Origin of the sequence: Paenibacillus cineris (assembly GCF_018333335.1) — a bacterium.
Lineage (GTDB): Bacteria > Bacillota > Bacilli > Paenibacillales > Paenibacillaceae > Paenibacillus_AQ > Paenibacillus_AQ favisporus.
Map to the genome: position 1 here is coordinate 290,054 of NZ_BORU01000004.1, position 19,472 is coordinate 309,525.

General features: G+C 56.3%; 11 protein-coding genes. 3 read left to right on the forward strand and 8 right to left on the reverse strand.

What is annotated here, in order from left to right; all coding sequences use genetic code 11:
• Positions 1-690 precede the first annotated feature (690 nt).
• Positions 691-3,330: a bifunctional lysylphosphatidylglycerol flippase/synthetase MprF gene (mprF, locus tag KI379_RS28060; protein ID WP_212985633.1), complete on the reverse strand. Its 2,640-nt coding sequence runs from the start codon at positions 3,328-3,330 to the stop codon at positions 691-693.
• A gap of 326 nt (positions 3,331-3,656) precedes the next feature.
• Positions 3,657-5,816 (reverse strand): catalase, encoded by a 2,160-nt coding sequence (locus KI379_RS28065; RefSeq protein ID WP_212985634.1) that lies wholly within the window; start codon positions 5,814-5,816, stop codon positions 3,657-3,659.
• 206 nt (positions 5,817-6,022) lie between these two features.
• Here KI379_RS28065 and KI379_RS28070 point away from each other — a divergent pair, with 206 nt between their 5' ends.
• Both KI379_RS28070 and KI379_RS28075 read left to right on the forward strand, forming a co-directional pair.
• A complete protein-coding gene (locus KI379_RS28070) occupies positions 6,023-6,334 on the forward strand; it encodes an ArsR/SmtB family transcription factor (RefSeq protein ID WP_076172062.1) in 312 nt (103 codons plus the stop codon).
• A 125-nt stretch (positions 6,335-6,459) separates the two neighbouring features.
• Entirely contained in the window at positions 6,460-7,584 is a 1,125-nt protein-coding gene (locus tag KI379_RS28075; RefSeq protein ID WP_212985635.1) for an NADH:flavin oxidoreductase, read from the forward strand.
• Positions 7,585-7,739: 155 nt separating this feature from the next.
• Here KI379_RS28075 and KI379_RS28080 read toward each other — a convergent pair whose 3' ends face one another.
• The 5 genes from KI379_RS28080 to thrC form a co-directional block, all read right to left on the reverse strand.
• The gene (locus KI379_RS28080; protein ID WP_212985636.1) at positions 7,740-10,862 is read right to left on the reverse strand and encodes an MMPL family transporter; all 3,123 of its coding nucleotides are present in this window, start codon (positions 10,860-10,862) and stop codon (positions 7,740-7,742) included.
• A gap of 77 nt (positions 10,863-10,939) precedes the next feature.
• Positions 10,940-11,557 (reverse strand): TetR/AcrR family transcriptional regulator, encoded by a 618-nt coding sequence (locus tag KI379_RS28085; RefSeq protein WP_076172070.1) that lies wholly within the window; start codon positions 11,555-11,557, stop codon positions 10,940-10,942.
• 259 nt (positions 11,558-11,816) lie between these two features.
• Entirely contained in the window at positions 11,817-12,830 is a 1,014-nt protein-coding gene (gene bioB / locus KI379_RS28090) for a biotin synthase BioB (protein ID WP_244879473.1), read from the reverse strand.
• A 432-nt stretch (positions 12,831-13,262) separates the two neighbouring features.
• Entirely contained in the window at positions 13,263-14,774 is a 1,512-nt protein-coding gene (locus tag KI379_RS28095) for an FAD-dependent oxidoreductase (RefSeq protein ID WP_244879474.1), read from the reverse strand.
• 222 nt (positions 14,775-14,996) lie between these two features.
• Complete coding sequence (thrC, locus tag KI379_RS28100; protein WP_212985637.1) at positions 14,997-16,229, reverse strand: threonine synthase; 1,233 nt, start codon at positions 16,227-16,229, stop codon at positions 14,997-14,999.
• Between the two features lie 175 nt (positions 16,230-16,404).
• Between thrC and KI379_RS28105 the strand changes: the two genes are divergently transcribed.
• Positions 16,405-17,286 (forward strand): LysR family transcriptional regulator, encoded by an 882-nt coding sequence (locus KI379_RS28105; RefSeq protein ID WP_212985638.1) that lies wholly within the window; start codon positions 16,405-16,407, stop codon positions 17,284-17,286.
• Between the two features lie 201 nt (positions 17,287-17,487).
• Here KI379_RS28105 and KI379_RS28110 read toward each other — a convergent pair whose 3' ends face one another.
• On the reverse strand, positions 17,488-19,461 hold the full coding sequence (locus KI379_RS28110) for an FUSC family protein (RefSeq protein ID WP_244879488.1): 1,974 nt from the start codon (positions 19,459-19,461) through the stop codon (positions 17,488-17,490).
• Between the last annotated feature and the right edge of the window lie 11 nt (positions 19,462-19,472).

Genomic DNA, 19,472 nt, shown 5'->3' on the forward strand with positions numbered 1-19,472 from the left:
AAAGCAAGCTTCGCATGAACAACAAATGAGGCAGTCTGTACCAGCGGCCCTATAAGGGGCCAGGTACGGTCTGCCTCTTTTTATATGAACAATAAAATTAAAATGTCGCAGCCTCCCTTAGGGGCATGCCTGTTTTTTCATATAGGATCACTTTGGTGAAGAGTGGCTGAAGTTTTATCCCGGTTCCCTTTGATGAGGATGATCATTTGCCTTTTGGCCATCCAACAGTAAGAAAACCGGGATCTGTCCTTATATAATGGACAAATCCTTATTTTGTCCTACAAAAGAAGGACAAGACAAATATATCCACCTGCATGCGGTCGGGCTCAAAATTCCCTGTATCTAGTGTCATTATCCAACCCTATATATGGAGGCGGATGTTTGAGCAAAGATATGTTACCTCTGTCCACCATTTAAAAGACAAAAACTGAATTTGTTCGTTATACGTAGACAAGATCAAAATACGTAGACAAGATCAAATTAACCGTTACCCCAGCTCTAAATCGTCTAACTTGTCTAAATCGTCTAAATCGCAAACCATTCAGCTATTCTCCGGCATTCTTCAGGTTTTTCGATTGATTTTACAAATTTACGGCCAGCCTGGTGCTAAGGATTTTCTACGCTGGCCCGCCAATCTCCAAGCTTCACCATACTTTGCCGCCATCCTGAGCAACGCCACGCCTGGCATCCTTACACCCTGCGCGATACGAGCCGCACCAGGTCGACGGTCAGCACTGGCAGGGACACGGAAGCGGGATAGGCCAGGAACCGCGGCTCCCATTCGGGCGAAAACTTGCTCTTGTACTTCCGGAGGCCCTTAAATCCGTACCAATGTCCTCCGTACTGGAACACCAGCGCGGCCAGCTTCTCCTCGCGCAGCGCGCTCCGGGTCTCGCCTACGCTTGCCAGCGGCGCGTTCCCGAGGTTAAAGACCTCGTATCCCTGCTCCTTGGACCACTCCAAGAGCTGGACGAACAAATAATCCATCGTCCCGTTCGGAACCTGGCTGCGGTGGCGCATCAGATCGATGGATATCGTCCGTCCGCCGTCATAAGCCGGGGCAAGGGACGCAAAGGCAAAGATGCTTCCTCCGGTCTCCCGCAGCACGGCAATCGGCGCCTCCTGCAAGTAGCGCTCGTCAAACCAGCCCAGGGAAAACCCTTTTTCCCGCCTGCCGTGCATCCAGTCGTCCGACACTGCCCGCAGCTCGCGCAGCAGCTCCGGTGCAAAAGGCGGATGAACCACTTCAAACACCGCCCCCTCCCGCTCAAAGCGATTGCGTACCGTGCGCAGGTCGGTGTTTTTCTTGCCCGACAGCGTAAACTGATCCAGATGCACCAAGGCTTCTTCCCCAAGCTTGAAAAACCGGTAGCCGAACTCATGATACATCGGCAGATAGCCGGGGGTCGCCTGATAGAAGACCACGGACATCGCGTAGGTATCGGCCATTTGCAGAAACTCGCCCAACGCATCCGGCACCAGCTTCTCCGGACCGAGCGGATCGCCGAGCACGACCAGCTTGTCCCGCGAGCGGGCGTAAGGGATCAGCACTTCGCCATCCGCGGACCAGAAGAAGCTTTTATCCCCCGTAAACAGCATATGGGTCAGCAAATTTCCGTGATGACTCTGCAGATACTGCCGGAGTCTGTCCAGATCGGCCGGTGTCGCCGGGGCCGCCACCTTGCGGCTGGGACGCAGCACGATCAGCATAGTCAGCAGGATCCATGCCCCGGCGAGACCGATCACGGCGGATGCGGCATACGGATTGGAGCCGACCATCCAATGCATCCGTTCCGCGGTCGGCAGGTGGCGCAGCCATCCATGATGGACATGAGCGCCGACCCAGTAATAAGCCAAGGCGATGACCGCCGAGAGCACATACCATACGGCTGCGCTTCTCCACTCGATCAATGCACCCGAGCGATAAAAACGGGCCCGCGAGATCCACAGCATCAGTGCAACGATCAGCAGAAAGATCGCTTCCTCGAAATCAAACGCCTTCGTAAAGGTGAAGACCGCCCCGGCGAACAGCAGCCCGCTCGTCCACAAATACGCCCCGCGGATACGGAGCGAAATGCCCCGGGAGAGGATAATCAGCATAAAGCCGATCATGACCGACAGCAGGTGGGAGATGCGCATGATCGGCATGGACAGCAGTTCCTCCGACAACCGCAGCCGATACAGCAGTCCCGGCGTAGCCGCCGACAGCAGCAGAAGAAGACCGCTGACCAGCACGAGCTTGCCCAGCGCCCACACGCCCAGATCGCTGAGAAAGCGCATCTGCCCCGGCCAGCGCCACAGCCGCTGCCAGGCGTTCAGCGGAATCTCGATCGCGGTCTCGACCTTCTCCAAGTTGCGTTTCGCTGGACTGCCGAATTCGAAGGCCGCCATGATCAGCCCGATCAGCCAGGGTATAACGTAGTAGAACAGCCGGAACAGCACCAGGACGGCCATTGCCCTTTCGGCGGGAAATCCCATATGCTCAATGCCGAGAAGGACGGTCAGGTCGAACGCGCCGATACCTCCCGGCGCCATGCTGAGGATACCGGCAATGGCGGATACGGTATACATGCCCATGACGCCCTGGAAGGTCACGTCATGCAGGACGCTGGCGGCAATCAGCCAAAACGTCACGCCAGCGCAGACCCACTCCAGCAGCGATGCGCACAGAGAGACGGCCACCGTGCTCCACGGCGTCCGGCCCTCCCCTTTGTTGAACCACCGCGCGAATAGCGATGAGCGCTGCATCAGAATAAATAAAGGCAGGTACAGGGCCATCCCCCATACGGCGAAAATCAGCCAGCGATGCTCCCGAATCATTGTGGTTGCCGGGAACACCCCCGATAAAACGCCCCAGGACATGATGGATAACCCCGTAATGATGACCGGTGACAAAAATACGACCGCAGACGCCATCAGCGAGGGCGCAATGCCGCTTCTTTTATACAGCAAGGTACGGAGACCGGCGCCGGTCAGACCGGCAAAACCGATAATGTTGTTGAATGTGTTGGCGATCCAGGCATAGCGGAACGTGTTCCACCAGCCAACTTTCAGCTTGAAATGCATGCGGATCATGTAATCGTACAGGCTCATCACCCCGACGGAAAACAGGGAAAAGAGACAGATCCCCACAACGGTGCCCACCGGCAGCAGACGCAGCTCATGGAACGTACGCGCCAGGTGAATCTGCCGCAGCTCCCGCTGCCCCTCCCAATAGACGAGCGCGATCACCGCAAGCGGAATGAGCAGACGAATCGCTTTGATTTCATATATTGAAGCCAGGATACGGAAAAATTTGTACCGCTCCAGCTTTTCCTTCATGTTATGCACCCTTTCAGCAGCGAAAACCCATTGATGTTGGTCCTGACATTCTTCCTTATCCTACCATAAAGCACTCATCCCATCCAAACACGTCCAATGAGCCGGGTTTCTATGGGAAGAGAGGCAAAGAGAGAGATAAGGCAGGAGAGATAAGGCGGGAGCGGTAAAGCGGGAGCGGTAAAGCGGGAACGGTAAACGGGACGGAACGAACCGCAGCACGAACGGCCAGATTCGGCGCCCCGGTATCGAAATAACGCTGAATGTTAAAAAATCCGGCCCCGCAACAAGCGGAGCCGGACCATCTTGCTTTATTTATTCTCAATCGATTTACACGTTCACTTCGCTGGAGAAATCATCTGCATTTCCCGGCCCCAATGGCGGTGCAAGGCGATGGCGTCGACCAGCTGCTGGGCAAAGACGCTGCCGTCTTCCGTCTCCTTGCGGATCACCAGTCCGGTATCCTCGCCCGGAGACGTCAGATGGCCGGAAGATGCCGAGGCGTCGGCCAAATGAATGCCTGAGCCGGACAGCAGTCCGGCCGCCAGCTCGGAAGCGCCTACCGTTTTGAAGTGGTTGTAGGCTTCCGTCACGAAATTGACCGCCTCTTTGATACCCTGCAGCTTGGCGATACTCTGCTCCCCGCCGGCCACATAGACGGCGTCAAACAGCACAGAGTCGGCCGTCAGGAAGGTATGCATAGCCTCCAGCTGGCTGCCGTCGGTTCCTGCGATCATACCCAGATTCTCGCTGACGACTTCCGGCACGACACCTGCTTCAGCGAAGGCCGCGAGGACAGCCTTCATTTCGCCCGCGTCGAATCCGTCAGCGGCCAGTACCGCCACCTTACGGGTAGCCGGGGACATGGCGGTATGAAGCTGGCTCAGCGCCGGGGAAGCCTGGGTTTCGGCACCTCCTGCCACGGTCGCTCCGGAGGCTTCTTCTCCAGCCTTCGGCGGGTTGACACCAACGCCAAGGGCGATTTGCTCAGCCAGCATCAGATCAACGTTGCCGAACATATCGACAACCTGCTGCTGCACGCTTTTACTTTTCACCTTGCCTACTTCAAAGCGGAAAGCTTTAATAATATGCTGCTTCTCCACGTCGGACATGCTGTTCCAGAACAGCTTGGCCTGGGTATAGTGGTCCTTGAAGCTGTCGCTGCGCGCCCGGACCTTGCGCCCCTCCACTTTTTCCTGATAGTGGGTGTATCCGCCCTCCTGCTCCGAAACCGGACGGGGATCGTTGTTTCCAAGGGAGTTTTTATGATAGCTCGTTTGGCCCCGGTTGATCGTCATGCGGTGGTATCCGTCGCGCTGGTTGTTATGGATCTCCGCCACCGGCCGATTGATCGGAATCTCATGGAAGTTCGGTCCGCCAAGACGGATCAGCTGCGTATCGGTATAAGAGAACAAGCGTCCCTGCAGCAGCGGATCGTTGGAAAAATCGATCCCCGGCACGACGTTGCCCACGTGGAAAGCCGCCTGCTCCGTTTCAGCGAACACATTGTCCACATTGCGGTTCAGTGTCATTTTTCCGATGCGCTGAACGGGAATGAGCTCCTCCGGCCATATTTTGGTCGGGTCGAGAATATCAAAGTCGAAGTTGAACTCCTCATCCTCCCGGATCATTTGCACGCCAAACTCATATTCGGGATAGTCGCCCATTTCAATCGCTTCCCACAGGTCGCGGCGGTGAAAGTCGGGATCTTTGCCGGCGATTTTCTGCGCTTCGTCCCAGACCAGGGAATGCACGCCCAGCAGCGGCTTCCAGTGGAATTTGACGAAATGTGCTTCGCCCTTGTCATTGACGAGCCGGAAGGTATGTACACCGAACCCCTCCATCATCCGGTAGCTGCGCGGAATCGCCCGATCCGACATCGTCCACATGACCATGTGGGCCGATTCCGTGTTATTGGCGACAAAATCCCAATGCGTATCATGGGCCGTCGACGCCTGCGGAATCTCGTTATGGGGCTCAGGCTTGAACGCATGTACCAAATCAGGAAATTTCAGCGCATCCTGAATGAAGAAAACCGGAATGTTGTTGCCTACGAGGTCGAAGTTGCCGTCCTCTGTATAGAACTTGGTGGCAAAGCCCCGGGCGTCCCGCACCGTATCAGCCGAACCCCGCGAACCGGCCACGGTTGAGAAACGCACGAACACCGGCGTTTTCATCGACGGGTCCTGCAGAAACTTCGCCTTCGTATACTGCGTCATCGGCTTGTACACCTGAAAATACCCGTGTACGCCAAAGCCCCGGGCATGAACCACACGCTCAGGAATACGCTCATGGTCAAAGTGGGTCATTTTCTCCCGAAAATGAAAATCCTCCATTAACGTCGGCCCGCGTTCGCCTGCTTTGAGCGAATGTTCGTCCTCAGAAACCCGAACGCCCTGGTTCGTAGTCATGGGTTTCCCCGCATCGCTGACGCGGAATTCCTCCAGCTGACTGTCCTTAACATCCTTCTGCGGCTGCTGTTCATTCTTACGGTCCATCAATGCATCCCCTCCTGGTCGGTTACGGACGGTGTCCGAGTATTTACACCCGTTATTACCCGAATGAAAATCCACCCAAACGGGAATGTTAACCTGGACATTTGCGGTACTTCGTTAAAAGCCGTTCTGCAGGGGCGTTTTCCGGATTTCAAACTTTTTTGCCAAACTATATTTACATTTCTATAAAAATAGATATAATAAGATCCATGGATACCTTATTAACCATTAAAGCACTATCAAACGAGACCCGGTTTAAAATTCTCGAATGGCTGAAGCATCCGGAGGAGCACTTTGATCCTCAGGAGCATATGCCGGCATCCTGTAATTTCAAAGGCGGCATTTGCGTCGGAAGCATTTCGCAGAAGACAGGGCTTGCACAGTCGGTTGTTTCAGGCTACCTGGTGAAATTGCAAAAGGCTGGTTTGCTGGAATCCCGCCGGGCCGGCCAGTGGACCTACTATAGACGGAATGAGGAGGGTATCAATCGTTTTATCGAACAACTCAAGAATGAGCTTTAGGCTAAAATGACATATGGTACACATCTGGACTTTTTGGCTTAAACGCTCTTTCTTTTCATCATATATATCTATTTTTATGTAAATGTATAAAGATATAAATCTCACATATTGGAGGAAACCGATACATGAACAGCAATACACAGCATACCCGTTCCACCGCAGCTCTATTCGAACCGTTTACCATTGGCAACTTGACGCTGCCCACCCGCATCGTCATGGCGCCAATGACCCGCGGATTCTCCCCGAACGGAGTACCGGGCCCGGACGTAGCAGCCTATTACCGCCGCCGTGCCGAGAACAACGTCGGCCTCATCATTACCGAAGGTACGGTAATCAATCACCCGGCGTCTACTGACAGCCCGAACATTCCGAGATTTTTCGGTGAAGACGCCCTGAACGGATGGGCCGAAGTGGTTAAGCAAGTTCATGAAGCCGGAGGCAAGATCATGCCGCAAATCTGGCATATCGGCATGACCCGTCCGGTCGGCGCTGAGCCGAATCCGGAAGCGATGCCGATTGGTCCTTCGGGCCTTGATCTGAACGGCAATCAGGTTTCCGAACCAATGACCGAAGAAGAAATCGCCTACGTGATCCAGGCTTATGCCGATGCGGCTGCCAATGCCAAACGAATCGGGTTTGACGGAGTGGAAATCCATGGCGCCCACGGTTATTTGATCGACCAGTTCCTGTGGGAACAAACGAACCGCCGCACGGACCGCTACGGCGGCGATATGATGAAGCGCGCACGCTTTGCGATTGAAGTCGTGGAAGCCGTCCGCCGTGCCGTAGGACCGGATTTCCCTGTCGTGCTGCGCCTCTCCCAATGGAAGACAAACCAATACGACGCAAGGCTCGCCCCAACTCCGGAAGACCTTGGGAAGCTGCTAGGCGCCTTGTCAGACGCGGGCGTCGACGTGTTCCACTGCTCGACCCGCCGTTTCTGGGAGCCGGAGTATGAAGGCTCCGACCTGAACTTCGCCGGCTGGGCCAAGAAGCTGACGGGCAAACCAGCCATTACTGTCGGTTCCGTCGGACTCGACGAAGCATTCACGAGCCTGTTTGCCGAAGGCAAAGGTGCAGGCAGCAAGGATATCGACGATCTCCTGGAACGCCTGGAGAACGGTGAATTCGACCTGGTTGCCGTAGGCCGTGCATTGCTTGGAGACCCGGCTTGGGCCACCAAAGTGCGTGAAGGCCGCTTCGATGAGCTTGCTCCGTTCACGCCTGATGCGCTGAAAACACTGGCTTAATGCGGTCCCGCCCCACCCCCGGGACAACGCGCCGCGTGAAGCCTTGATATAAATAAAGACCGGAAGAGGGCTGCAGCCTCTTCCGGTCTTTTTGCTGTGTACAGAATATTGTTCTTGTTGGACCTGTGCACCATCGTTCATACGTTTACAAGTTATTAGGAATCCAGCGTGGAGTCCTTCCCGCTGACATGGGCCATCTGCTGCTTGCGGGACCGCCCGCGCGACAAGGTTTCCGGCAGCACGATCAAGGCCGGTACCAGCATCGGCAGCAGGATGAAGCAGAGCACGACGAGACCGACGATCACGGCCGCAGCCAGCTCGATCAAGAGAACGAGCCCCGAAGGCATCAGCGTTGCGAACGTTCCGCCGAGAATGACCATGGCGGAAATAATGACGCCGCCCACGCTTCGGGCTGCCTTGACAATCCCTTCTCCCGGAGACAGCTCCCCGTTTTCCTTGTAGCGCTCCATCAGGAAGATGCTGTAATCCACGCCCACCGCGACGATGACGATGAAGGAGAAGAACGGCACGAAGGACGATACCCCTTCCGCTCCGATGATATAGGTCGTTACGAACTTCGAGGCACTCATCGCCACGTAGTAGGAAGCGACAAGTGACAATACGATAAAGACCGATGGCCAGAAGGAACGGATCACGAACAGCAGAACGACGAACACGCTGACGATGACGATAATCGCCGTGCTGTTGAAGGATTTGATCTGGGCCTCATTCGTATCATACGTCGTTGAGCTTGGTCCCGCAGCTCCGAACTTGGCGTCGCCCAGCACAGTTCCCTTCAGCGTGCCGGAAACCTCGCTGTTGATTTTCTCGATCGTGTCCATGGCCGCTGGGGAATACGGATCGTCGTTGAGGATGACAATCAGCTTCGTAATCTTGCGGTCCTTGGACATAAAGGCATCCACGGCCTGCTGGAAATCTTCATTTTCCAGCGCTTCGCGTGGAATAAAGAAGGTTTTCGAGCTGTTCAGCTGGGTCAGGAAGTCATTGGTTTTGCCGAGACCCTCGGAGATGTCTCCCAGTCCGTTGCCGCTCTTGTCGATGCCTTCCTTCAGCTGGGACATGCCGCCCGAGAGGCTGGAAAGTCCGCTCAGCAGCTGTTGCTGCCCGCTTTGGACGCTGCCCAGTGCAGCGTTCAGCTTCTTCATGTTTGCGGCGATTTCCTGGCTGCCACTGCTGCCTTGGCGCAATCCCTTGGCCAACTGGTCAGCCCCTTGCTCCAGCGCTGCCAGACCGGTAGCCATTTGCTTCTGCGCCGCGGCAATTTGGCCTAAGCCGCCGGAAGCCTGGGCGAAGGATGCGTTCAGCTTGGCATAATTCGCATTCAGTTCCTTGAGACCCCCGTCCAGCTGTGCCAAACCGGTAACGAGTCCTTCGCCGGTCTGCTTCAGCTGGATATAGTTTGGATCCTCGGCCAGCTCGCTGTGGCTCTCACCCAGGTTGCCGATCAGCGTATTCATGCCGGCAAGCCCCTGCTGAATTTGCGGAATCTGTCCGGATACCTGCTCATAACCGCCTGCGAGCGAAGCGTATCCTTTGGACAGCTCGGTGAGTCCTTGGTTGATTTTGGACGTATTGGTGCTGACGGTGTTCATGCCGGCTTCAAGCTTCGCAATGCCCTTGCTGAGCTCCGATGCGCCGCTTGCTCCCTGCTGGATGCCTCCGGACACCTGTGAGATCGCGTCCGTAATTTGATCGTAGCCCTGCTTGACCTGTCCCGTACCCGACACCAGCTGATTGGCGCTGGAGAAGTCAGGCGTCGTCAGCTTATCTCCGATCTGGTCCAGGCCGTCCTTGATCTGGTCCACGCCCTTTTTGGACGCCGAAATGCCGTCCGTCACCGTTTCCGTCTGGCTGCTGATATAGAAGTCCTCCACAGGCTCCGACTGCGGCTGGGTCACGCTTGATACCGACTTGACCCCGTCGATGCCTTTTAACTTCTCGGTCAGCTTGTCGATAACCCCAAGCGTGTCGTTATTGTCCATCGTCTTGTCGTCTTCGATGACGACAGTCGTCGGCAGCGCCTGGCCGCGGCTGAAATGATCAGCGACGATGCTGAAGCCCTTGGTCGACGGATAGCCGTCCCCCAGCTCCTTCAGCTGGTCGAACGACAGCTTCTGGCCGCTGGTCAGCAGCACCGGAATCATCAGAATGACGATGATAACCGTCACGATGACCGGATGCTTAACGGAAACTGCCGTCAGCTTCGCCCAGAAGGTGCTTTCCTTGTGGCCCGCCACCTTTTTCGACGGCCAGAATAGCTTCGGTCCGAGCGTCTTCATCAGGAACGGCGTCAGCGTCAGAAATTCAAGCACCAAGATCACTGTGCCGATCGCAACCACATTGGCGGATTTATAGATGCCGAAGTCCGAGAAGCTGAGTCCTGCAAAAGCAATAAAGACGGTAAGAATGCTGTATACGATCGTTTTGCCCGCCGTTCTGTAGGAAGCGACGATGGCTTCATCGACGGATTTGCCATGCGACAACTCCTCTTTAAAACGGTTGAACAGCAGAATGTTATAGTCCGTCCCAATGCCGAACAGGATGAGTACCAGCAGCATCTGGGTCACACTGGTGACCGGGAAGTTCATTTTATCGATGATCTGCGCCGCAATCCCCATCGAACAGAGGTAGGATATGCCTACGGCAAGGAGTGACACGAACGGGATCACGATCGAACGGAACATGACGATGAGCACGACGAGAATAAAAATAACGGTCAGCGCCGCGCTTTTCTCCACCCCTGCCGTGGACGCCTTGATGTAGTCGTTCTGGATAAAATCCTCGCCGCTCAGGTAGTATGTCGCTTTGACATCCTTCAGCGCCTGATTGAACTGATCCGTGATTTCTTCCATATCCCGCCCGTTCTTGTCCAGGCTGAAGCTGACCATCACGGTCGTGCCGTCCTCCGAAATCAGCTGAGATTTGGCTTCAGGCATCGAGAACGGGTCCAGGACTTCGGTGATGCCAAGCTCAGACTGCTTCGCCTTCATGTTCATCACGCCGCTCTCGATGCTCTTCATATCCTCATCGGTCAGCTTGTTTTCTTCATGGAACACCACGATGTCGCTGGTCCCGCTCTGGCCGGTCATTTTATTGAGCAGCGCCCCCGCAACCTTGGAAGGGCTGTCTTCGGCGAGGGGATCCTGGCCTCTCTGCTGGAGAATGGCATTCACGTCGGGCTGGAACACGGTCAGCAGGACCGTCGCCACCAGCCATAACACCAGAATCGCCCAGCGCCACTTGATGATTTGCCGCATGTTGTTGATATTCCTCCTTCAACTTCCTTAGTAAACAAGCGTTCATTTTTGAGCGAAAAAAAGGGAATCCCTTGGATTCATCCCTTTTTCTTATTCCAATGATCGGTGCCAAAGTAGTACAGATACACCAGCTGGTTCACCAGCCGTTTGACCGTTTCCCCGTCTTCATGATCACGCAGAATCAGACATACGCCTTCCACCACGGTTCCGCCCAGCATCTGGGCCGTCTGTTTCTCTTCCAGCGTCAGCTCGCCGGTCTCATCCTTACCGAAGCGGATCATGCTCTCCAGAATCGATACGACCAAAGCGCATATACTTGCCTTCACGCCGGCGTATTTGGAACCGGTGCTGCGGTTGAGCAAAATCATCAACTCTGCGCTGGATTCCTCGAACAGATCAAGAATAATGCTCTCGACCATCTGTAGGCAGTCGCTCGCCTCCGTCCCTTTGGCGAAGTTCCGGTCCACTTCCTCCTTAATGACCAGGATGTTGGCGATGCATCGCTCATAGACCGGCCCGACCAGCGCTTCGAACAGCTCCTCTTTATTTTTAAAATAACGGTAGATATTCCCGGTGGTCATGCCGGCGGAGGCGGAAATGCGGCGCATGGAGGCATCGGCGTAGTCGTGCTGCTTGAATTCGGCCAGTGCGGCGTTCAAAATACTTTGGCGGACGTCATCTTTGAGAATTTGCATAAATAAACACCCGTTTACTGATAGTTTAATGAGTTTATTATAGCGGCTCCATCGCCTGCTGGCAAATGTCGTTTTTCCGGCTTTTCATCCTATGCGGGAAATTGTCGAAACATACGTTCATTTTAGGCGGCTGCGGTCGGTCGACGTAAGTATCAAAATGCCCTCAGCTGGGCGGCATTTCTGCCTCGTCAAATACCACCTCGATCAGATAAATAGCAGCACCTGCCCGCAGCCCTCCCCTGCGGCTCCGCATCCTCAGCTAGACCGCCCGCTCCTCGATCTCAAAGCCGAGATCCTCGATCATCGCATGGTCCGCAAGCACGTCCTGCCCTTCGGTCGTCAAGTAGTCGCCCACGAATACCGAGTTGGCTGCGTAGAGTGCGAGCGGCTGCAGGGAACGGAGGTTCAGCTCGCGGCCGCCGGCCACGCGAATTTCCTTGGAAGGGCACACGAGGCGGAACAAAGCCAGCACCTTCAGCGCCTTCAGCGCGGGCGTACGTCCGGCCTGCTCCAAAGGCGTCCCCGGAATCGCGTTCAAAAAGTTAACCGGGATCGAATCGGCGTCCAGTTCCCGCAAGGCATAGGCCATGCCGACGATATCTTCGTCACTTTCGCCCATGCCGATAATGACCCCGGAGCAGGGGGACAAGCCGGAGGCTTTGGCCTTCTGCACCGTGTCCACCCGGTCGTCATAAGTGTGTGTTGTGGTAATGCGGCTATAATTCGATTGGCTCGTGTTGAGATTGTGGTTATACCGATGCACCCCTGCCTCAGCCAGTTTCTCGGCCTGCCCATCCTTTAGCAGCCCAAGGCAGGCACAAATTTTAAGCGGCATCGTCCCCCGGATTTCCTGAACCGCCTCCACTACTTGATCCAGTTCCCTCGGCGTCGGGCCACGGCCGGAGGCCACGATGCAGTATGTACCCGCTTTACGCGCAAGAGCCTCTCGGGCTCCGGCAAGCACCGTTTCTTTATCCAACAGGCTGTACTTCTCGATCGGCGCCGTAGATACGATGGATTGGGAGCAGTAGCCGCAGTCCTCGGGACACAGCCCGCTCTTGGCGTTTAAGATCATGTTGAGCTTCACCTTCAGGCCGTAGTAATGCTTTCTTACCGTAAAAGCAGCCTGCATCAGTCCCAGAATCTCATCGTTCGATGCGCTTAAAACTGCCAGTCCTTCTTCCATGGTAAGCCGCTGCCCATTCAGCGCCTTGTCGGCCAATGCCTGCCAGTCCTGCCGTACCGGGCTTCTCAGAACCATGTCCTTCTGCATAGGTTATCATCCCTTCGAGCTGTTATATTTTCGGTATTCGTTTAGTCGTTACATCGGTCTATTTGCTACTCGTTAATTGTCAACCAAATCAGAGTTGTATTGGTTGACAATTAATTTACCGCTATTCTAGCAGATCCATCATCCGCTGTAAATGCGCGAAAAAGGCAATCCGCTGCCTCTGGTTTTGCATCTCCCCTGCAGGCGACTCTACCGCACCTACCAAAGGCAGCCGATAAACGCTGTTGTTCTTCAAGCGCACCGGTTCCCGAAGGGATGCCTTTCACGAACGACGTTAAAAAGGCAGAGAGCCTTAGCTCCCTGCCTTTTCTGACACACTGATGATCCAGATCCATATTACCGCAGCTGGTAACGGTTGAATGGTACTAGAACGCCCGGAACGAAGGACAGCGCATAAATCTCTTAACCCGTTCCTTATCCGGCTACTTTAATATGGTATTCCTTTTTCAAGTACTGATGAATCCGTTTGAAGTCTTCCTGGTTCAGGTCGTGCAGGCGCTTGCCCTGCTTCAGCTCCCTGCCCAAAATAATGCCGATGGTCTGCGCCGCCAGGGCGGTGTTCGGCATGATACGCGCACTGCCATAGGCTTCGATGGACGCCCCGATATTTTTGCCGGTCACCAGGACGTTGTCATAGCCCTTCAGTTCAAAAGAGCGCAGCGGAATGCCATAGCGGTCCGGCTGCCCGAGATGGATGCCCTTCGGCACCGTCCGGGTTCCCTGCAGATCCAGCGCATAACCGCCAATGCTGACGTTATCCCAGAACATCCGGCTGTTCATGACGTCCGAGAAGGTCAAAATATAATCCGTTTCGAACCGGTTATAGTCGCGGATATACAAATAATCCGGAAAGCCGTTCAGCTCGGCCCGGTCGAATCCCGGGATGTTCTTCCTCAAAAATTGCAGGATGAACGGAGCCTCTGCCTTTGCTTTATCCAGGGCGGACTGCACCGACTTCGGATCGGAAGGATTGACGTCGAAGATCAGAAGGGAGTTCATAATGGCTTCGCCGCCCTTCTGGTAAGAGGTGTTCATTCCTCTCAGCAGCAGCTGCGGATCGCGCGGCATGTATTTGAGCGTTATGTTGCTGAACCCGGTGGCAAAATCCCAATCGACATACGTATTTCCGCCGTACTTATCCCGGACGTTGGTCAATGGGTAGTCGTCCAGCACGGCCTGGTGGAGCTTGCTCCAGTTCACATGCTTGAACTTCAGCATCATCGTGGCCGCCATGTAGTCGGGGTGGCCAACCTTTGAAATGCGCTCCATCCCGGGAATCCGCTTCGCATTCAGCTTGCCGGTCAGGGCATTAAAGTCCGTATTTTCCACCCAATAGCCCGCCTCCACCGTAACGACGCTGCCTTGATGATCCCGGTACGTCAAGGATTTCAGCAGCTTTTTGCTGCCGCCGGAAGCCGCAGCCGTGACGGACTTGACCGTGATTCCGCTTTGGACCGGAATTCCCTTGATCAGCCGGTTATAGTACCGGTTAAAATCGGCTGCCTTCCGGATCTTCCCGCTGTTGTAGCCGTCAAACAAGGCTTTGATCTCGCCCTGGACCAGGCTCCGCTTCTTGGCGTCATGCGGCTCGTCCAGAAAGATCATCTGCCCCTGAATCAGCTCGCCGCCCGGCTTGCTCCGCGGATCGAGAATCAGAACGCTGAGCCCCTGCTTTTGCGCTTCCCGGGCCAGCAGCACCCCCTGTATTTCACTGCCGATGACGACGACGTCGTAATACTTGCTCTGTGTGTGCATGCCCTGCGCTTGCTTGCCCTGCGTTCCCGCTGTGCCCCCCGTCCTAACGGGAGCATCCACCTGAGCCGTCGCTGCCTCATGGAACAGGGAAGCTGGCGTCAATGAAATAACCAGCCCTATAAGCAGGAGTGGAACAAGGACGAAATATACGAATTCCCTCTTATTGATCATGAAAAAGCATGCGCCCCTTATCCCTTTGTAATCGTGTCTGGAAAACGTCTAATCATGCGGGTGCCACAGCGTCTTGGTTATCATTAACCCGTGACGGATATTAGAAGGCAACGTCAGAGCAGGCGAACCTTTTCCATAAAAGATGCCCCAAAAACGCTCCCCGTATGTTTGCGGTCATTCCCTCAGTCACCCTCCGCTGGCTTAAGGAGACGCGGCTTAAGTTTACCGGAGCAGCGCCTCCCAGTCCGAACCCGACAAGTCAACCGGAATGTCCTGAAAGCTTCCCTTCAGCACATCGGTATCCTTCAGAAGGTTTCCCGTCAAAATGCAGACCGCTGTCTCATCCTTGGCAATCGTCTTCTCGGCGATCAGCTTCTGCAATCCGGCGAGTGTCGCCGCCGATGCCGGCTCGCATCCGATTCCGCTCCGGTCGATCTGCGCCTTGGCGGCGAGAATTTCCGCATCGGTGACGGAGCAGGTTACGCCGCTGCTCATCTTCAGCACGATTCGCGCCTTTTTCCAGCTCGGGGGGTTGCCGATGTTCAGCGCCGAGGCCAGCGTATCCGGCCGGGGTTCCGGCGTCAGCACCGGGCTTCCCGAAGCCATCATGCGGTGGAAGGGGCTGGCCCCTTCCGCCTGGATCAGTGCGATCCGCGGCACCGACGGGATGAACCCGAGGCTTTTCAAATCGGCCAGCCCTTTGCCAAGTGCAGATACGTTGCTGAGCGCACCGCCGGGAATGATGATCCAGTCCGGCAGACTCCAGCCGAGCGTCTGGGCGATTTCATAAATGATGCTCTTCTGACCCTCGATCCGCAGCGGGTTCACCGAGTTGCAGACGTACAACCCCAACTCCTCGCCCCGCTTCTCCAAGAAGCGGATTCCGTCATCATACGTGCCGTCAAAGCTGAGGACCCGGGCGCCGTAAGCCTGGGTCTGCAGCACCTTGTTCGCGGATACCTTCCGATTGGGGACAAATACATAAGCCCGGCTCCTTCCCATGGCTGCATACATGGCGAGCGAAGAGGAGGTATTGCCTGTCGAGGTGCACGCAAATGCGGAGTACCCGAGAGAACGACCATGCGATACGGCCACGGTCATCCCGTTATCTTTGAATGAGCCGCTCGGATTCTCGCTCTGCGCTTTGAAGTACAGCCCACGGATTCCCAGCGTTTCGCGAATCGACTCCGGAGCGTACATTCCGGTATTGCCTTCATATTTAGTAACAATATATTCGTCCGGAAGTTCCGGAAAAATTAATTCTTTATACCGCCATACGCCGCTGGCATAGACCCCCATCCGTTCGGACAGGCGCTCCTGAAACCGCCGCTTCAGAAGCTCGGCATCGACCATCGCCAGCTCCTGCTCCACTTCCAGCAGCCCGCCGCACCCGCATCGAACCTGAAACGGCTCCAGGGAACAACGGCTGCCGCAATCCACGCATTTCAGCCTCATTGACAAATTCCTCCTATTTTGACGTTGTGCTTCCTCAAATGGTTGCACCCGCCTGTAATTTAAGCTTAGAATATGCTCTGTTACGGTATAAATCTAATATATTGTTTTTCATAAAACATAAATTTCAATTATGAATCGACCTAAATCTCTAATCCCTATGTAAAGGAGAACTCCCATGAACCTGCACGCGCTTCGCCTCTTTTACCAAGCCGCTTCCCTCGGAAGCGTAACTCTCGCAGCCGAGGCTCTGCATCTCAGCCAGCCCGCCGTGACGGCCCAAATCAAAAAGCTGGAACGCGAAATCGGCCTCCGCCTGCTGATCCCCCAGGGGCGGGGCGTCATGCTGACGGAGGCCGGCAGTCATCTGGCTGCCGAAGCCCGGCGGCTGTTCGAGCTGGAAGGACATATCGAGGAGACCTTGGAGCAGCTGAAAGCGGGCAGCGCCGGCAAGCTTCACCTGGCGGCCACCTATCTTCCGGCCAACTTCCTGCTCCCCAAGTGGATTGCCCGCTACAAACGAGCTTATCCCGGCGTCGGCGTCGAGCTCAGCACCTCCAATTCCAGCCAGGCCGCCGATCTGCTGCTGCATTACCGCGCGGAGATCGCCTTTATCGGCGGCATCCGGCTGGACCATCCGCTTCTGCTGCGCACCCCTTGGTATGAGGACGAAATGTGCTTTATCGTTCATAAGGGGCATCCTCTGGCCGGCGCCCGGGTCACCCTGGAAGAGATGCTGCAGGAGCCGTTCATCTACCGCGAGGAGGGCAGTTTCGGCAGAGAGCAGCTGATCGCTCTATGCTCCGCCCGCCATCTGCCCGCCCCGCCGGTCGGGCTGCAGATGAACGGTCTGAACGAAACGCTGCGGGTCGTGATGGAGGGTTACGGCGCGGCCTTTCTGTCGCTGCTGGAGACCCGCGAACATATCGCGGCAGGCGTCATTTCCCGGGTGGAAATCGACGGCGTGCATATGACGAATCCGGTCTCCATCTACACCCGGAAGGAGGAGGCCTCTCCCCCTGCACAGCGGTTCATCGATATGATTTTGGCCAAGTCATAACTTGTCGAAAAGCGTAGTCTTTTTCAGTACAACTATAGGAGGCTTTGTCGAAGAACGGCTGGTGGTGGCGGTTAAAGGAGGCTGGAGGTTAAAGTTAAAATTAGAAGAGAAAAGATGAGATGAGTTGGGATGGGATGAGATAAGAAAAAAAGGCAAACCGCGGGACATAAAGTCCTATTACGGCTTGCCGAAGAGGGTAGATTATGATGATTTGATGGCAGGGGACTGCGCCGTGCGGTCCCGGATCTGCAGCGCTTCATGAAGCCCGGCCAGTTCATGCTGCAGCACAGGGATGGAGCTGAGCGCCGGGATGTTCGCCGACTCAGGCGAGAGCTGCTGCTCGGCGGCCTGGGCCATCTGTTCAAAGAACAGGCTGCAGTCCGATGACGCTTCATCCGGTGCGGCATGACTCTGGGCGTTACCGGCTGCCGTGATCAGCGCGTAACCGATGTGCTGCACCGCATCCAGCGCAGGCCACCAGGAGCTGGCCTGATTCCGCCGGCCCACCGACTCGGCGAGCGCTCCGTCATACAGCAGACGCAGCCGGATAAGCGCAGTTTCCAGCTCGTTCGTCCATGTGGTAACCCTGCTGGAGGGGGAGGAGGACAGGATGCTCTCCAGCAATTTCCCCTCCATCCGGATGACGCCTGCAAGCGCCCGCGGCAGCTTGCTGGAAGAAGCGCGTCTCCAGAGGAGAAGCATGCCGATGATGCCGATGGCGCTCCCGATCAGAATATCGGTCAACCGGGCCGAGATGAAGAAGCTTACCGCCATATCCGGATGGCTGCTCTCCGCGATCAGCAGGGAGCTTGGCGTGATGAAGATGACGGCCAGGGCGTAATTGCGCAAGTAAATCAGTTCGATAATAAATTGAAGAACAGCCATGATCAGCGCGATATAAATGCCCTCGGGCCGCAGCGACAGGATGAAGGCGCCGAGGAACAGCCCGACGACGGTGCCCGCCGTCCGCTGGATGGCCCGGTGAGCCGTGCCGAGCACCGTTGTACCGAGCATCACCGCCGTACAAGAAAGCGGCACCCAGTAGGACCGGTTCAAATCCAGCGAGTAGGCGACCGCAGCAGCGACGGCAATCATGATGCCGTACCGAAGCGAGGTATGGAGCAGCGCCGAGTGCGGATTCAGAGCGCCGGACAAGAGACGGCGCAGGGAAAAAGAGGGAGGAAGGGTCCCTTCCTCCGCCGTCCCGCGGCCTGCATCTTCCCCCAGGCAGATGGCGGCCGCCTCGTTCAGCAGCCCGGACAAGCGCCGGACATGCCCGTTCGGGATGTCCGCAGCCGCCTTGGGCTGCAGCATCTCCTGCTGCGGATGCTGCAAGCGATCCGCAATCGAGAGAAGGGACGCCGCCGTCCCTTCCGGCACCTTCGCCGCCTGGCGGTCCAGCGAGATTTCGACGGCGGCCATAAACATCTCATTGGCCTTCCGGGTCAATGCCATCAGCCGCAGCGTCGGCCCGTAATTCCGGCGCCAGCGCAGCTCCCCGCCGGACACGGCCGCGTCGGCTGCTCGAAGCTGAACGGCCGCCTGGTATCTTTTCTCCGGGTACAAATCGGTTCCGATCGCATCCACAAAGGCGGCCAGGCTCCGGTAAGCCCCGGCGACCGCTTTGGTCTCCGGCCCATGAGGGCGAAGCAGCCAACCGCTCATTCCCACCATCCAGGCAAAGGCTCCGCCGGTCAGCACGAGCAGGGTTCGCAGCGGCAGGGCGTGAAGATCGTACGGCAGACTCGTTCCGACCGAGAAGGTCAGAATGAAGAACATGGCCGACGGTCCGGCCATTTGAAATGCGCCGAAGCCGAATACGGCAAGGGCACCGATCAAGCCAAACAGCAGCACCATCAGCCACGGGGTTGCCGCTGAGAGCGACCCCAGACCAAAGGTAAGCGACAGGCCCAGGGCCACACAGGCAAGCTTGATCGCCCGCTGCCGGTACGTTTCGCTGCCCACGTACAGGAAAGCAAAACCCCCGATCGAGGCGCACAGCCCGTAATCGAGATGCCCGGTCAGCGCGCCGATCAGCGTAGGAACCCCTGCTGCAACGGCCGAGCCGATCCCCCGGAACCACTGCAGCGGCATCCGCCGGATGCGGAACGCGTCCCGGACGGTTCCGGGAGCCGGGCCCTTGTGAACCGCCCGTACCCCCGGATAAGTATGCATCGTATTCAATT

Bases quoted from the DNA above. Each gene is read 5' to 3' on its own strand.
- KI379_RS28095 (WP_244879474.1), bottom strand. From the start codon at position 14,774: ATGATCAATAAGAGGGAATTCGTATATTTCGTCCTTGTTCCACTCCTG.
- KI379_RS28070 (WP_076172062.1), top strand. From the start codon at position 6,023: ATGGATACCTTATTAACCATTAAAGCACTATCAAACGAGACCCGGTTT.
- KI379_RS28105 (WP_212985638.1), top strand. From the start codon at position 16,405: ATGAACCTGCACGCGCTTCGCCTCTTTTACCAAGCCGCTTCCCTCGGA.
- KI379_RS28080 (WP_212985636.1), bottom strand. From the start codon at position 10,862: ATGCGGCAAATCATCAAGTGGCGCTGGGCGATTCTGGTGTTATGGCTG.
- KI379_RS28085 (WP_076172070.1), bottom strand. From the start codon at position 11,557: ATGCAAATTCTCAAAGATGACGTCCGCCAAAGTATTTTGAACGCCGCA.
- KI379_RS28065 (WP_212985634.1), bottom strand. From the start codon at position 5,816: ATGGACCGTAAGAATGAACAGCAGCCGCAGAAGGATGTTAAGGACAGT.
- bioB (WP_244879473.1), bottom strand. From the start codon at position 12,830: ATGCAGAAGGACATGGTTCTGAGAAGCCCGGTACGGCAGGACTGGCAG.
- KI379_RS28110 (WP_244879488.1), bottom strand. From the start codon at position 19,461: ATGCATACTTATCCGGGGGTACGGGCGGTTCACAAGGGCCCGGCTCCC.
- thrC (WP_212985637.1), bottom strand. From the start codon at position 16,229: ATGAGGCTGAAATGCGTGGATTGCGGCAGCCGTTGTTCCCTGGAGCCG.
- KI379_RS28075 (WP_212985635.1), top strand. From the start codon at position 6,460: ATGAACAGCAATACACAGCATACCCGTTCCACCGCAGCTCTATTCGAA.